The sequence below is a fragment of the Aestuariivirga sp. genome, assembly GCF_041738905.1.
Lineage (GTDB): Bacteria > Pseudomonadota > Alphaproteobacteria > Rhizobiales > Aestuariivirgaceae > Aestuariivirga.
Window position 1 is genome coordinate 1 of the sequence record NZ_JBGSOZ010000128.1, and the last position, 14,417, is coordinate 14,417.

Genomic DNA, 14,417 nt, shown 5'->3' on the forward strand with positions numbered 1-14,417 from the left:
CGAGGCAACGCCCTTGAGCACGGCGACCCAAGTGTCCTGCACGACCTCCTCGGCCGTGGCGCGGTTGCGAACCACTCCAGTGCAGAAACGGATCATCGAGGCGTTATGCTTGCGGTAGACGCATTCGAACGCGGCCCGATCACCCGCGACAAGCTGCCCGACAAGGACTTTCTCATCGGTCATGCCAATCTTCATACCAACCCTCACTTTTGGTCGAAGTTTGCAGAACATACGTTCTGAAAGTCCAGCGAAGATTTCACGGGACAACGACTTGTGAGGCGGGGCGCTCTATAAGCCTGCTCGCGAGTCTGTGACACGCAGTGGCTTGGATCGCAGCAGAGATTGACTAGCTAAAGATTGCCGACCGGAGCCCGAGGGCTTGGCAGGGCGACTTCCGCGCCGGTCGGCACGACGTTTCCAAAGAGACGTTCCCGGTTGCCGGCCTGCTGATCGTATCGGCTGAAGAATGTCAATCCGACAGGGAATCTCTGCAAACCGCTGGCTTTCGAGGTAGCGTCAGCAGGTTCAGCGTTAGAGGCGAGGTCGACGCTTCCAAAAAGCCTGTCGATCATAGACGCGTTCCAGTTTTGCCCAACAGTCGACTTTAACAGCATGTTCCCGAGGGGCTTTGGACCGCGGCAATTTGGTTGAGCGGCGCTTGCAGTCGGTTCTCGAACCGGCTCATTCCGGCTTCTTAGGTGTTCTGTTGGACTTCATCCCTGCAAATCGGCTCTTCGGACATCTAAAGTCTTTCACAGATGGGCCCTCCGCATACGTAATGCGTTGGTGATGACGGAAACGGACGACAGGCTCATCGCTGCTGCCGCGATCATCGGCGACAAAAAAGTCCGGTGACCGGATAAAGCAGCCCGGCTGCGATCGGTACGCCAAGCGCGTTGTAGGCAAAGGCAAAGAACAGGTTCTGCTTGATATTGCGCAAGGTTGCGCGCGCCCGGACGATGCCCATCAGGCCGCCACCCAAAAGAGTGATCCCCGCGCTTTCCATCGCGATGTCAGCCCCGGTACCCATGGCAATGCCGACATCAGCAGCCGCCAGCGCAGGCGCGTCATTGACGCCGTCGCCGGCCATGGCGATCTTGTGACCCTCACTGCGTAACTTATCGATCAAGTCTTTCTTGGCCTCGGGCAACAAGCCCGCGCGTACCGCATCTATGCCGAGCTTGCCCGCGACCGCTTGCGCCGTGCGTTCGTTGTCGCCCGTCGCCATGATAACGCGAAGCCCTTGGGCAGAGCGAAGGGCCGATCACCCAAGCGTAGCGTGCCAGCAACTGGAATGGTCCAAGGGCCAGAATCTTTCAGGTCATCGCCTGACTGCGCATAGCTGTCCATCGCGCAGGCATGGAGAGTCGGAACATCCGCAACGACAAGAACATCCTGCGCCAGCACCATGCCACGGGCGCAATGTAGAGGCATCAACCTATGCGGCAGGCTATCGGTTTTGTTGGCATTTGAATTACCGAAGCCTACTCAGGCGGAATGATTCTTCGGGTAGGGACGCAGCAATCTTTTCCATGACGGTCAATATACCCACCCTCAGGCGGCGGCCTTGCGCAAAAGCGGCAAGGACCAAGCCAGAACCGCCGAGGGCAGGTCGGGCAATTCCTTTGCCAGTTCTACAGCAAAACTGTCGAAAGCCGGGCGATTAAGGTCGTTAACTCCTACCAGAACTGGGATGCCGCGCTGCAACGCCTTGGCTATCACCGGACAGAAGCCGCGCCCGATCGACTCCAGCTTGCCAAAGCGGTTGATGATCAACAGATTTACAGGGCTCGCCTCCAGCTCGGCCTCAACACGCGCGGCCGCCGTTTCGATGGCGTTGGGGTCCAGACGGCAGCCGGTGGAGCCGCCCCCAAGGGTCTGGCTGATGGCAATGCGCTGCCCGCTCGCAATTTCGATCAGGTCCATATCGCAACGGTGCCGGTCGGCATCTCCCATAGGTTCTTGCACCACACCGGCCAGTCGGTGTCCGTGATGCAATAGGATCGCAACAACGTTGGCAAGCGTCGTATCGACCGAGCTAGGTATTTTTGCGTGGATGAAAGCAAGATGCATCCGCAGCTTCCTTGTAAAAAGACCGCCGCCAGAGGAATGTCCGGCGGCGGCAGGGGACGCTCAGGAAATGGGACGAGGTTTGAGCGACATGGCAAGGAAGTCGTGCTTGTAGGCACTTTCGCCGATTTTGCGCAGCACACCCCGGCCCAGCTTGTAGCGGTAGTTTCCAGTCACCGGATCGGGCACCGCGTGACAGACCGAGTTGGCCATCGATCCGGGGAAATTGAACGCCGCTTTTGACACGCCGGGACGCATTTCGTCCGACACGATGGCGACAGCGACGAACTGACCGGTCGTGGTCTTGATATGCCCGTTCTTCATAAGCTCGGAAAAAGACAGGTCTTTTTCAAGCACCCCGACCGGTTCGCCGGTCTGGACATAGACTGTATCGTTGAAACCTTCTACGAGATCGCCTGACTCGATCCCCTGCGGCGCCGCATCGTCGGGATGGATGACGATATGCGGCCAAGGCCAGCGTTTGGCCAGATAGGGCTTGCGCAGGTCGTCGAAACCGGATTGCCAGGTTTCATTGACGCGACCATTGGTGATCCAGATTTCACCCTTTTCGGCCCTTGGCTTGATAGCGTCATAAAAGTCAGACCAACTGTCATTGGTCCAGGGCGTCTTCAGGATGTTCGCCTTGCCGGTATGCGTGTCAAAGGCGTAAAGCCATTTCTGATTGACGGTGTCCCCCTCGATTTCGCCCCAGTCATTGGTGGGGTCATGAAGCCGTCCGGTTCCCACCATCTTGCCATCGATCAACCGGATCGGCGTCTGAATGCCGGTGGTCCCCAGCTCGCGCAACAATTCATGCGCCTTCTTGCCCTGCTTGCCTGCCTCGACCTTGAGCACATTGTAGCTCAGCACCCCGCCGCGCGAAAAGCGTGCGGCTTCCTCGAAGATGTCGTTTGACTCTTTCCAGTCGAAGCCTTCGAAGCCCATCTTTTGCCCAAACAGGCCGATGGCATACCAGTCGGGTTTTGCCTCGCCGGGGGCGTCGTTGATCTTGGCGTAAAGCCGCAGGCGGCGTTCGGCGTTGCAGCGGGTGAAGTCTTCTTCGCCCCAGCCCGCCGCAGGCAACACGATGTCGGCATATTGGGTGTTCAACGGTTCGACCGGGTAGATGTCGCTGTCGACCAGCATCATGCCGCCCGAATCGACGCGGGCCTTGAACACCTCGATCAGGTGATCCTTATCTACCGAATGCGGCTGGTTGGCATTGCGGATCGTCAGGTCTGCCACGCGGCTTGCCAGTTCCTGACTGGCCAGCATCGCCGCGAACCATGTGCATCCAATAGTCCAGAAGAAGCGGACGTTTCCATCCATCACCCAGCGATCGACGTTCAGCGCTTTTTTGCGGCGGCCGGGGTATTTCTCTGGCGAAAGCCAGCCCTTGCCGCCGCCCGCGCTCATGCCGCCACGCTGGTGACCGCCGCCTCGGCTGATCACCTGACCAGGCCGGTTGCCTGCGCCACAGATCAACCCCAGCGTCGCCAGCGAGGCGCTGTTCATGTAGTTGTTGGACCAGTAGTTACCCTTTTCCAACATGAACGACGTCTTTGGACGCGACCCGTCCTCGCGCGGTTTGGCAATCATTTCGGCGGCTTTGACGATCATCGCGGGGTCAAGCCCGGTGATCCTGGCAGCTTCTTCCAGAACAGCTGCCGGTTCTTCGGCGATGAATTTCTGGAAATCCTTCCAGTCCGACTGCCAGCGCCCCCAGGTCGTCCGCCATTGCCAGCGGGTGTTGCGGGTGCCGCGACCGTAGCCGGATTCGATCTCCCACTTGTTGTTGACCCAGGTGTCGATGAATTCCTGATCCTGCCAGCCGTTGTCGATGATGATCTTGGCAATCGCCAGATGCAGGGCCGTGTCGGTGCCGGGAATGATCGGCAGCCAGATTCCGCCGTTTTTCAGAGCATATTCCACGCCCATGGTGCGGTGTGGGGTGACGAAGATCAACCTCTTGTCGGGGTTGTCGCCGCCCATTATCCAGCTGGTGAACAGCACCGTCTTGGTCTCGTATGGGTCCACGCCAGAGAAGAAGGCGACGTCACATTTGCCCCAATCTTCGTAAGTTGCGGCAAAGGAGTTGACGCCGCTGTCATCGAGGCCTGCCGCGTCTTCGGCGTTCATTGGCTTGTCGTGCGGTGCGTAGACCGGGGTGCCAATCGCACGATCGACAAGCTTCGAGATTGCATAGGTATTCTCGAAATACTCGTAGCTGTAGGTTTTCATGCCCCAGGCGTGTTCGCCGTGGTTTTTCAGAACGTGCTTGGAAACCTCGGCCATGACATCGGTTGCTACGTCCCAGCTGATCGGCATCAGGATGCCGCCGATGCGGACCATCGGATATTTCAGGCGGTCGCGGGTCGGCGTGTCGGGATTATACAGCTTCTGCGCCAGGGTGCCGCCGCGAAGCGAATAATTGCCTCCCGGGTTCACGGTTTCGGCATCAGCATCCGCCACGATGATGAAATGGTGCGGGTTGCCCTCGTGCATGCCAATATTGTGCTGGCTGCGCGCAACCCAAGGCGCTCCCCCAGTCGGAAAGTCGACGCCGAAGGCGTTCTGATCGGCCTGAAGCCCGCCTTCCTTGCCCACCGGCCAGCGGTAAACCTTGTAGGAACAGGCGACGATGCAATAGCTGCATGCCGTTGTCAGGATTTCGGCATCGGGCGGTGGCAGGGGAACATAATCGCGGTTGTTGACGACGGAAGTTGTCATTGCTGTCAGTCCTTTCTCATGCGCCCGATGGGTTCTGGCTGTAGCCGTAGAACAGCCCCATCACGCCGGTGGCGATGATCTCATCGCCGTCGATTTCCAATACGATCTGCGGCAGGCTTTCGACAGCATGACCGGACACGATCATGCCGTGCTTGGTCAGGTCGAACGTCGACAGATGCAGCGGACAAGGCCCCAACACCGAGTGCTGCGCCTTGAACTCGGCCTCGCCCATATATCCGCCCATGTGCGGGCAGATCGTGTTGAACGCGACGATGTTGCGCGCCGCGCCCGCGCCGCCGCCTGCTTCTTCGTTCAGCATCATCAGCAGGTTTTCAATGTCGTCAGTCGGATAATTGAACGCGATCGCCTTGCCAGGTTCCAGATCCGACACCTTGCCGATGACTTTGCGGACATAGGACGACGAGACGAGGTCCTGTGCTTCGGCCCCGCTACCATAGGTGGCCAGAACGGTGATCGCGCTGCCACCCAGAATCAGAAAACCGCGGCGGCTCATTGACGAACAGACGTGTTCATGGCCCACACCCTTGGCCTTGGTCGCTTGGGTCATTTGTCAAACTCCGACCATGTTGCTGTTTCGGGAAGCTCGGGCTCGTCGAGCAAAAGCGGCTCGTCCATCGATAGTGCTTCAAGGAAGGCCACCAGTTCAGCCTGTTCCGCATCGCTCAGACCGAGGGGTTGCAGACCTGCCGTCTGACCTTCGCCGCCACCGGCGTTGTAGAAGGCAACAACGTCGGGCAATGTTGCCAAGACGCCGTTGTGCATGAAGGGTTCGGTCCAGCGCAGTTCGCGCAAGCTGGGCGTGCGAAACTTGTACTTGTCCTCGGGTCGCTTGGTGCGGAAATAGAGGCCAAGATCCTTGCCGCTTTCACGGTAAACCTCTTCACTTACACCCTTTTGGTAAAGCTCCCAGCGCTGCGTGATCTGGTAGAGAGGATCGTCGGCAAACTCTGGCGCGGTCGGCACGCCGATGTTGTAGAACTTCTGGTCCGACACCAGCGCGCCGTTGTGGCACGAGATGCAGCCCGCCTTGCCGTTGAATAAATCCATTCCGCGCTTGGCCTCGTCGCTCATTGCAGCCGCGTCTCCGGCCAGATAGCGGTCGAAAGGCACCTTGGTCGCATCGGTGACGATCGTGCGCTCATAGGCCGCGATTGCCATCCAGGCTTGCGCGATGTTCGGCCACTCGGTGCCGAACACCTGCTTGAAATCGCGCACATAGTCCGGAACGAAGCGCAGGCGCATTTCCATCATGGCATCGTCACCGTTGCCGGCCACGCCTCCCCCGGCCGCATCGGGGGCCTGAGATTCCAGGGATGTGGCAGAGCCTTCCCAGAAAAACTTGTTGTAATAGGCCGAATTGAGGATGGTCTGGCTGTTGCGCCAGTGTTGCGTGCCGGGGTAGCCGAAGCTGATCGGCGCGCCGGTGCCCCAGCCCACATCTGGCAAGTGGCATGACGAACAGGGCATCGAACCGTTGCCGGACAGTCGCCCGTCCCAGTAAAGCTTTTCGCCAAGCGCCACCTTTTCGGGTGTCAACGGGTTGTCGGCCGGGCTTTTCGGGGTGGGCAGCGTCGCCAACGCCGGAATCTCGCCCTCGGCCCACACCGCCGTCGCAAAGGCGACGACAAGCGCCGAAGCCCCGAGGATTGTTTTCTTGAACTGTATCATGTCTGTCCCTCCTCAGTTCTTGCCGACGCCGCGCAGGGCGTAGTCGGGCAGTTCGGGTGGGGTGACGGAAGGCGCATCCCCAGTCAGGCTTTCAAGGAAGGCGACGATGTCTGCCTGTTCCCCGGCAGTCAGGCCAAGGGGGGCTAACTTGTCGTTGCCCGCGTTATAGAACGCGACCACCTCGGATAGCGTCGCAAAAACGCCCGAATGCATGTAGGGCGCAGTCTGGCCGACATCCCAAAGCGAAGGGGTCACGAAGGCGCCCCAGTCCGCCTTGTCCTTGGTCACGACGTAATTGCCGACGTCCTCGCGCAGGTTCATGTAGTTCGGCGTGCCCATGGTCGCGAAATGGCGCAGCATGGTGATCTGGCGTAGCGCGGTGGCGTCGGGGTCATCTGCGTTTCCGGTGCCACTGTGCCCGGCATGGGTTGCACCTGGGTCGGGCGCTGCACCTGTAAGCGAAGGATGATCCGGTACGCCTGTTGCCTTTGTGGCAAAGTCGGACAGCATCGGGCCATTGTGACAGGAGACACATCCGGCCTTGCCGGCAAACAGGTCCATCCCCCGTTTCGCCGAGTCCGACAATGCTGCCTCTTCGCCCCGCAGATAGGCATCAAACGGGGCATTCGTCGTCCGGATGGTCTTGAGGTATTCCGCGATAGCCCCATAAATCTTGCCGCCATAGGGGTCGCCGCCATAGGCAGCTTCGGTCAGCGCGGCGTATTCGGGAACCTGTTTCAGCCGCTCTTGCGCCAGACGGCTGTCCATGTTCATCGTGTGTGCCTCGGTGATCATGTCGCGCACGAGGGTTCCCAGATCCGAGCCGTCAAGACGGCCATCCCACATCAGGTATTTCCGATTTGCGACGTTGAAGAGTCCGGGAGCGTTGCGGAAATAAAGGGAGCCCGTGTACCCGTGCGACATGGGCTCGCCCGTGCCCCAGCCCTTTGCCGGATCGTGGCACGAAGCACAGGAGTGGCTGGTATCACCCGACAGCCTGTCGTCAAAGAACAGCATTTCGCCCAGTTTTGCGCGATCCGCGTTGATCTCCTTGGCGTCGGGCAATGGCGCAAAAGGGACGGCGTCCTGGGCCAAGGTGGTCGAGGCAGCAAGGGCGATTGCCAATGCCGAAATCCCGGCAGCGAGCTTTGCCGTCCGTGATAGTCCTGATCCTGGTGTCATGTGGTCCTCCGGATTTTCGGATGGGAATGGCCGCGCTTCATTTGCGCGTGCCGTCCGCTGCGTACGTGGCGAGGTAGGCGATCACGTTGGTGACATCGGACTCATCCTTCAGCCCGGCGAAAGCCATTTTGGTGCCCTTGACCAGATCCTTTGGCTTGCGAAGATATTCGCTCAAGGTGGCCTCATCCCACGTCAGGCCAGAACCAAGCATCGCGTCGGAATACTTGAAATCGGCAATCTGCCCTGCGGCCCGACCGACGATGCCGTTCAGAACCGGACCAACGCGGTTCTTGGCGGCGTCACCGACCTGATGGCACGCGGCGCATTTCTTGAATACATTCTCGCCGGCAACCGGGTCTGCCGCTGCTGCAGGGCCTGCAAGGCAGAGGGCAAGCAGTGCCGCTACCGGAATTCGACCCGATTGCATGGTGTGTCTGAACATGTCGCCTCCGTCAGCGTGTCATTGAATGGCGAAGTCAGACGGTGTGTGGCAGTCTTGCGCTTCGACCATGGCTGACAGCTACGCTAGGCCATGCCAAGCGCACGGTTGTTGCGGGCAGTGTGACGAAATGCGAAAAGTTGTGACGAAATGCGACGGCGATCAGGCCGACACGCGCGCGTCCAACAGTGCGCGCACATGACTGCCAAGCTCGATCGGGTCGATCGGTTTTGCCAAGACCTGTGTGGGCCCGCCCTCAAGTGTAACCACGTTCGGGTTGAAGCCGGTGCACAGAATGACCGGCAGGTTTGGGCGTAATGCGCGCATGCGCCGGGCCATCTCGACACCGTTCATGTCGGGCATGACGACATCGGATATCAGCAATTGATGCCGCTCCGGATCGCGCTCGAATCGCTCCAGCGCGATCAGTGCAGAGGTGAAAGCCTCGACCTGATAGCCTAGCCGTATCAACCCGCGCCGCAAGGTGGCCGCCACCTCGGCCTGATCATCGACGATCATGATGGTTTCATGTCCGCGCTGCGGTAATGATGCCGCCCGGCCTTCCGGCATTTTTTGTCCGGCCACAGCCCTTGGCAGTATGACGCGAAAGCGCGCGCCCAGCCCCGGTTCGCTGTCCACCAGAATTGCGCCACCCATATCCTGGACCAGACCCTGTACAACAGACAAGCCAAGGCCCGTCCCTTTGCCAAGCGGTTTCGTAGTGAAGAATGCGTCAAATATCTTGCCGCGGCTCTGGTCCGACATGCCGATGCCGGTATCTTCCACCACTAGCTCGACCCATCCTTCGGGACGCGTCCGAAGTCCGAACGGAGCGTCTGCTAGTAGCCGGGAACTGATCGAAATCGTGCCATCTGTCCCGCCGATGGCGTCGGCGGCATTTGTACAAAGGTTCATCAGGATCTGATGCAGATGGGCGGGGTCGGCCAGCACCAATACTGGCGCGCAGTCCTGCACGCCCTTGATGCGGATCGTTGTTGGGATCGCCGCGCGGATCAGACGCGCCACCTCGGCGATGACGGCGCACAGATCCGTGGCAGTTGGCTTACCTGGTTCGCGCCGGGCGAAGCTCAGCAACTGCCGAACCAGAGCTTGTGCACGGCGGGCTGCAATGTCGATCTGCTCGATCTCGCCTGCGATCTCGCTGCCCTGCGGCGCATCAAGCGCAGCCAGATGGGCAGAGCCGAGGATGGAAGTCAGGATGTTGTTGAAGTCATGGGCGATGCCGCCTGCCACCAGCCCGACCGCCTCGATCTTTTGCGACCGCACGACCAGTTCGCGGGCAAGCCGTTTCTCCGTAATATCCTCACCGATGCCGACAAAGCTGTGAATCGTTCCATCGGGGGCAAGCAGCGGCAGAATAGTCAGAGCCACCCAATAGCTTCCGCCATCCTTGCGCAGATTGCGCAGGATGCCCTGCCAGCTTTCGCCACGCGCCAGCAGTTCGCGCATGCGGGCATAGTCCACGGCCGGCGTCTCGCCCGATTGCAGAAAACGCGGTGTGCGGCCGATGACTTCTCCACGCTGCCAGCCGGATACTTCTTCGAACCTGCGGTTGACATATTGCAGATGCCCACGCGTATCGGTGACGATAATCGTTGTCGGGCTTTGCTCGACTGCTTCTGCCAGCCGTTGCTCGGACCGCTCAAGGGCCAGTCGCGTGGCAAGCTCAGCTGATGCATGCGCAACGGCCCGACGCAGGTCCATGACCAGAAGGCCGATCAGAATCGCTATCGTCGCGGCGGCGAGCACCAGCAGCAGCATTGCAGCAAAACCGATCCCGATCAGGGCGTCGCCCCGGTTCACAGCGGTTATGATGCGTCCCGTGCTGATCCGCCGGCTTTCCTGCCAAAGCGTTTCGAGGTTCCGCAGGGCAAGGATCGCTTCGGTGTCATCCACCTTGACCAGCCGGTCCGTCCGCTCGGCCGGCCAGTTGCCATGCGCGGCGCGTTCGGCCACTTCCAGTTTCCGGCGATATTCTTCGATGGTCGCATCAATCGTTTCCAGCGCCCTGCGTTCGATCTCGGGCAGCGGTTCAGCCAGGTAGCTGGCCATGACCGCATCGTATTGCGTCAACTGGTCCAGCATCCGGACGCGATAGGCGTCATCCTTGCGGATGACATAGTTCTTGAAAGTGTGGATGATCCCGCCATAACCAAGATATCCCCGTAGCGAACTGATCCAGGCGCCCTTTTTTTCTGGATCTTCGGCATAGCCAAACCAGCTCTCGGCGATATCCGAGAACTGCTGACGGGTCTGCGCACCTAGGTAAAGACCGGTGATCACCGTCACCAGAAGCAGCAATGCCGCTGCGGAGGCGATTATCTTCGTTCGATTGATCGAGATCATGGTTCCACTCCCTCAAGCACCCTAACCAGTTCCAGAAAGCCAATCGACCGAATTGAGTCACCGGAAGGATCGCTTATGTCGGATTCCATTCTTGTTGTTGACGACGATCGCCAGTTGACGTCGTTTCTGGACCGTTTCCTGACCAAGCAGGGCTACAGGGTGCATGCGGTGGGTTCGGCCACCCAGATGGGCCTGATCATGGAACACCGCGAGTTCGACCTTGTGTTGCTGGATGTAGGTCTGCCCGACATTGACGGTTTCGAAGTAACCCGTGAGCTGCGCCGCTCATCCCGACTACCGATCATCCTGCTGACTGCGCGAGAGGAAGTCTATGACAAGGTCATCGGGCTTGAACTTGGGGCGGATGACTATGTGTCAAAGCCGTTCGAACCCCGCGAACTTCTAGCCCGCATCCGCTCGGTCTTGCGGCGCTCAAAAGGGGCCTCTGGCCCGCCCGATGCGCTGCCGGAGATCCGCACCATCAGGTTCCTTGGTTTTGTTCTCGACCTGCCGCGGCGCCATCTGTCGGGGCCGGACAGTGCGGCCGTGCCGCTAACCGGAATGGAGTTCGCCCTGTTGCGCATGCTTGCCGAAAACGCCGGGTCGGTCGTTTCGCGGGAACGCATCATGCAGACGGTGTATGGTCGCTCACCCAACGTGACGGATCGCGCAATCGATGCACACGTAGCCAGACTGCGAAAGAAACTGGAGGGAGACCCGTCGCGCGAGTCTTTTATCCGAACTATTCACGGATCGGGCTATAGTCTGGCCGCACAATCCTTTTACGAATAGGATATGCTGGGTCGAACCACATGTGCAGGCGGCACAACCAAATAGACGCATCCTTGTAGACATTAAACTGCAGCTTCCCAGAAGGCTGCCTTGCGCCGTTCGGGGCAGACTCTGGCGTCCTATGATTGATGGGTCCAGTTACAGATAGGCGCCGTAGAAAGTCTTCAGGATCAGTGAGGACACCTAGGGGCCTTGCATAAAACTTGCCTATGTCACCCTTCAGGGGCGCGGCCGCACCGATGCCCTGATCGCCGAGGTCACGGCGAATTGGCCAGGGGATGCATCCTGGATTCCGGCGCGCTGGAACAGACCGCCTTCGAGGTCCAAACCCGCTTGCTGCATGCTGAAGTTCTGATTGTAAACAAGTTTGGCAAGCGCGAAGCGGAAGGCAAGGGGCTGGTCCCTGTCATTGCTGAGGCTTTGGACATGGGATTGCCCGTCCTGATTGGCGTGAACGGGCTCAATCTTGCGGCCTTTCTGGCCTTCGCCGGGGAAGAGGTTGCGGCCCTTCCCATCGAGCCCACCCTGATCGCAAACTGGTGCAAGGCCGGAATTCGACTTGGCGTTTCCTGAGCCAGGACAACCAATCAGCGCATCAGCACAACGGGCACCTTGCAGGACCGGATCATCGCCGTGGTGGTGGACCCGATAATCAGGCTTCGGATACGGCTGTGGCCATATGCACCCATCACCAACATGTCGAATTGCGCCTCGTCCACCAGTTTGCCAAGTGCGGTTTCGGGCTGACCGGGCAGGACAGATGTTTCCGCCTCGATCCCCGCCGCTTTCAGCATGGCTTTGGCGTCCTCGAGGCCCTTGGTCACCTCGGGCGTGGCACTGCCCACCGTCACAACATGAACAGAAAGCCCTTGAAACAGCGGGCTGCGGGCGACGTGATCAATTGCCTTCATGGCAGAGGCACCACCGTCATAGGCCACCAGAACCTTGGAGATCGGCTTGAACGCCCGCGATGCCACAAAGACGGGCTTATGGCTGGCGCGCACGATCCGTTCGAGATTCGATCCCAGATGGCCCTTGGCGAAGTCATCATCCTCGCCGCGCTTACCGATGATGATGACGCGGGCGCCAGCCTCTACCTCGGCTACGGCCTCGACCACATCGCCGTGGCGCAGGCGGGTGGTGATGTCGGTGACCCCATCCTTGGCCAGAATTGCGCTGGCATCCTCCAGAATGGCCCGGCCCTTGTGGCTCATCAGCTTGGAGCGCTGCGCATCCAGTTCGGCAAGTTCATTCAGAAGTGCTGTGCGTGCGCCCAGCCTGATCGCCCCGGAGTGGTCGTGCGTGTCCGAGGCTTCGCGGCGGCCGAGAACGTGGATCAGTTCGACCGGCGCCCCAGTAAGCTGCGATATCCAGGCGGCATGGTCGCAGACGCTGGCGGAGTAGATGGAGCCGTCCACGAGGGCAATGATCTTATCTTGTTGGGTCATGTTCTTTCCCTCCCTCAATGTGACATCAGTTGGTCCATCGCGCCCGGCTTGTCGTGGATGGCAAGCTTATCGACGATGGTTTCCGTGGCCGCGTTCATTCCGACAATCTCGACCTCGGCCCCGTCGCGGCGGAACTTCAGCACCGCCATGTCAAGGGCCTGAACGGATGAGATGTCCCAGATATGCGCGGCACTGACGTCGATGATGACGCGGTCCACCGCCTCCTTGAAGTCGAAGGCGTTCATGAAGTCCTCGACCGAGCCATAGAACAACTGGCCTTCCACGATGTAGGTCCGCACCCGGCCGTCCTTCGAGATGCTGGTCGTCACGTTGAACAGTTGCGCGATCTTGCCTGCGAAGAAGATGCCCGACAGCAGCACGCCGACCAGCACCCCGATGGCAAGGTTGTGGGTATAAACAACCGTCACGACCGTCGCGATCATTACGATGGAAGACGACTGGGGGTGCAAGCGGAGGTTCTTGATCGACGACCACGAGAATGTGCCGATCGAGACCATGATCATGATCGCCACCAGCGCCGGCATTGGGATGCGCGCCACCCAATCGCCCAGAAAGACCACGAGGATCAGAAGAACCAGACCGGCGGTGAAGGCCGACAATCGCCCGCGCCCACCCGACTTCACGTTGCTGAGCGACTGGCCGATCATAGCGCAGCCCGCCATGCCGCCGATGAACCCGGTTGCGGTGTTGGCAATGCCCTGGCCGATGCACTCCTGATTTCGGTTCGACTTGGTGTCAGTCAGGTCATCGACGATGTTCTGCTGTCGCGTTGTCCCTAATTATGGGAGTCTTCGCGTTGGCCGGTGCTTTTCCAAGTTTGTTGACTTGAATTATGGGAGTCAGGCGCGCCCTGCCCTGCGAATTGCGCTCTGTCTGCAGATGAAACGCCTTGCGACCTGCGATTGGCTATGCCGCCCACAGCGGCCAACAAGTGCGGCTCTTTGCTGTAGGCCTTAAGCAGAGAGGCTTTTGCAAAATCGTCCACTTTGGCCTTGATCTGAGCCGCTTTGAGGAGTGGTTTCTTCTGGACCGCGCAGATTGCTGCGAGGCACGTGATCCGGACTTCTGGGTTGAAGCCTTGAAGGGCAGCAATGGACGACCCGCGAAATCTTGTGACCGCCACAGCGAATGCGACACCGCGCATGGCGCGATGGATTTGGCGCACATTATTGTCCTTTACTGCCGCTTCGAGCAGGCGGGCACCAATGCGAGCGCGCCGAAGAGCCTTCGTTGAGGGGCTGATCACGTCCGGCCTTGGCATGTTCGGGATTAGCTGGGTGCCGCAAATCAAACAATCGAAGCTCCAAACGCGTCGCCAGTGTTTAAGAGCAACACCATGTACGGAACAGACGGGACACTTCTGGAACGGGAACTGCGCGGTCATTTCAGCTTCGAGTGGAGTTGCTGCTGATATCGTCAGCGATTGCACCAGTTCAAAATCGGCGCGTGCTACGGCGGCAATTCTTTCGGCCGCAGACTCTTCGAGCCCGAAATCAAGCACGTCAACATACCGGCCGTCGATGCCGACATGTGCCAAGAGATCAACCAGATCACAATGGTTGAAAGTTGCAAGCCGCGCGAGCCAGCCCGAAAGGAGCTCATCCGCGACAGGGACGACAATCTTCGGCAAAGGCCGTAGCGTCAAGAACCCGCCTGCTCAAGCCGCCGTTGCACCGGTG

Annotated in this window: 12 protein-coding genes and 2 pseudogenes; 2 read left to right on the forward strand and 12 right to left on the reverse strand. The window is 59.6% G+C overall.

The features are described from left to right. The 9 genes and pseudogenes from ACEW8Q_RS11500 to ACEW8Q_RS11540 form a co-directional block, all read right to left on the reverse strand. Positions 1 to 183 (reverse strand): RNA polymerase sigma factor (locus tag ACEW8Q_RS11500; RefSeq protein WP_373504197.1); only part of this gene is annotated, 183 nt, incomplete at its 3' end. Positions 184 to 752: 569 nt separating this feature from the next. Continuing rightward, positions 753 to 1,243: pseudogene (locus ACEW8Q_RS11505) on the reverse strand (HAD-IC family P-type ATPase); the annotation flags it as partial. Positions 1,244 to 1,554: 311 nt separating this feature from the next. Further along, entirely contained in the window at positions 1,555 to 2,073 is a 519-nt protein-coding gene (locus ACEW8Q_RS11510; protein ID WP_373504198.1) for a DUF2478 domain-containing protein, read from the reverse strand. Positions 2,074 to 2,133: 60 nt separating this feature from the next. Continuing rightward, complete coding sequence (locus ACEW8Q_RS11515) at positions 2,134 to 4,800, reverse strand: arsenate reductase (azurin) large subunit (RefSeq protein ID WP_373504199.1); 2,667 nt, start codon at positions 4,798 to 4,800, stop codon at positions 2,134 to 2,136. Between the two features lie 16 nt (positions 4,801 to 4,816). Continuing rightward, on the reverse strand, positions 4,817 to 5,368 hold the full coding sequence (locus ACEW8Q_RS11520) for a Rieske 2Fe-2S domain-containing protein (protein ID WP_373504200.1): 552 nt from the start codon (positions 5,366 to 5,368) through the stop codon (positions 4,817 to 4,819). Further along, positions 5,365 to 6,489, reverse strand: a complete 1,125-nt coding sequence (locus ACEW8Q_RS11525; protein ID WP_373504201.1) for a cytochrome-c peroxidase — start codon at positions 6,487 to 6,489, stop codon at positions 5,365 to 5,367. Before ACEW8Q_RS11525 ends, ACEW8Q_RS11520 begins: the two co-directional genes overlap by 4 nt. Positions 6,490 to 6,501: 12 nt before the next feature. Further along, positions 6,502 to 7,671, reverse strand: coding sequence for a cytochrome-c peroxidase (locus ACEW8Q_RS11530; protein ID WP_373504202.1), 1,170 nt, complete (start codon positions 7,669 to 7,671; stop codon positions 6,502 to 6,504). 37 nt (positions 7,672 to 7,708) lie between these two features. Beyond that, positions 7,709 to 8,113, reverse strand: a complete 405-nt coding sequence (locus tag ACEW8Q_RS11535; RefSeq protein ID WP_373504203.1) for a cytochrome c family protein — start codon at positions 8,111 to 8,113, stop codon at positions 7,709 to 7,711. Positions 8,114 to 8,272: 159 nt separating this feature from the next. Then, positions 8,273 to 10,477 (reverse strand): PAS domain S-box protein, encoded by a 2,205-nt coding sequence (locus tag ACEW8Q_RS11540; protein ID WP_373504204.1) that lies wholly within the window; start codon positions 10,475 to 10,477, stop codon positions 8,273 to 8,275. Between the two features lie 75 nt (positions 10,478 to 10,552). On the opposite strand from ACEW8Q_RS11540, the gene ACEW8Q_RS11545 reads away from it, so the two are divergent. Next, on the forward strand, positions 10,553 to 11,269 hold the full coding sequence (locus ACEW8Q_RS11545; RefSeq protein WP_373504205.1) for a response regulator: 717 nt from the start codon (positions 10,553 to 10,555) through the stop codon (positions 11,267 to 11,269). A gap of 267 nt (positions 11,270 to 11,536) precedes the next feature. Next, positions 11,537 to 11,842 carry a DUF2478 domain-containing protein gene (locus ACEW8Q_RS11550; RefSeq protein WP_373504206.1) on the forward strand — a complete coding sequence of 102 codons (306 nt, stop codon included), beginning with the start codon at positions 11,537 to 11,539 and terminating at the stop codon, positions 11,840 to 11,842. 14 nt (positions 11,843 to 11,856) lie between these two features. Here ACEW8Q_RS11550 and ACEW8Q_RS11555 read toward each other — a convergent pair whose 3' ends face one another. The 3 genes and pseudogenes from ACEW8Q_RS11555 to ACEW8Q_RS11565 all read right to left on the reverse strand — a co-directional run bounded on the left by ACEW8Q_RS11555 (position 11,857) and on the right by ACEW8Q_RS11565 (position 14,383). Beyond that, the gene (locus ACEW8Q_RS11555; RefSeq protein WP_373504207.1) at positions 11,857 to 12,717 is read right to left on the reverse strand and encodes a universal stress protein; all 861 of its coding nucleotides are present in this window, start codon (positions 12,715 to 12,717) and stop codon (positions 11,857 to 11,859) included. A 14-nt stretch (positions 12,718 to 12,731) separates the two neighbouring features. After that, positions 12,732 to 13,496, reverse strand: a pseudogene (locus tag ACEW8Q_RS11560) (SulP family inorganic anion transporter); the annotation flags it as partial. A gap of 17 nt (positions 13,497 to 13,513) precedes the next feature. Then, complete coding sequence (locus ACEW8Q_RS11565; RefSeq protein ID WP_373504208.1) at positions 13,514 to 14,383, reverse strand: TniQ family protein; 870 nt, start codon at positions 14,381 to 14,383, stop codon at positions 13,514 to 13,516. Positions 14,384 to 14,417 lie beyond the last annotated feature (34 nt).

What these genes read in the sequence shown, in the direction of transcription:
- ACEW8Q_RS11510 (WP_373504198.1), bottom strand. Translation starts at nt 2,073, where the DNA reads ATGCATCTTGCTTTCATCCACGCAAAAATACCTAGCTCGGTCGATACG.
- ACEW8Q_RS11540 (WP_373504204.1), bottom strand. Translation starts at nt 10,477, where the DNA reads ATGATCTCGATCAATCGAACGAAGATAATCGCCTCCGCAGCGGCATTG.
- ACEW8Q_RS11545 (WP_373504205.1), top strand. Translation starts at nt 10,553, where the DNA reads ATGTCGGATTCCATTCTTGTTGTTGACGACGATCGCCAGTTGACGTCG.
- ACEW8Q_RS11515 (WP_373504199.1), bottom strand. Translation starts at nt 4,800, where the DNA reads ATGACAACTTCCGTCGTCAACAACCGCGATTATGTTCCCCTGCCACCG.
- ACEW8Q_RS11535 (WP_373504203.1), bottom strand. Translation starts at nt 8,113, where the DNA reads ATGTTCAGACACACCATGCAATCGGGTCGAATTCCGGTAGCGGCACTG.
- ACEW8Q_RS11520 (WP_373504200.1), bottom strand. Translation starts at nt 5,368, where the DNA reads ATGACCCAAGCGACCAAGGCCAAGGGTGTGGGCCATGAACACGTCTGT.
- ACEW8Q_RS11555 (WP_373504207.1), bottom strand. Translation starts at nt 12,717, where the DNA reads ATGACCCAACAAGATAAGATCATTGCCCTCGTGGACGGCTCCATCTAC.
- ACEW8Q_RS11530 (WP_373504202.1), bottom strand. Translation starts at nt 7,671, where the DNA reads ATGACACCAGGATCAGGACTATCACGGACGGCAAAGCTCGCTGCCGGG.
- ACEW8Q_RS11525 (WP_373504201.1), bottom strand. Translation starts at nt 6,489, where the DNA reads ATGATACAGTTCAAGAAAACAATCCTCGGGGCTTCGGCGCTTGTCGTC.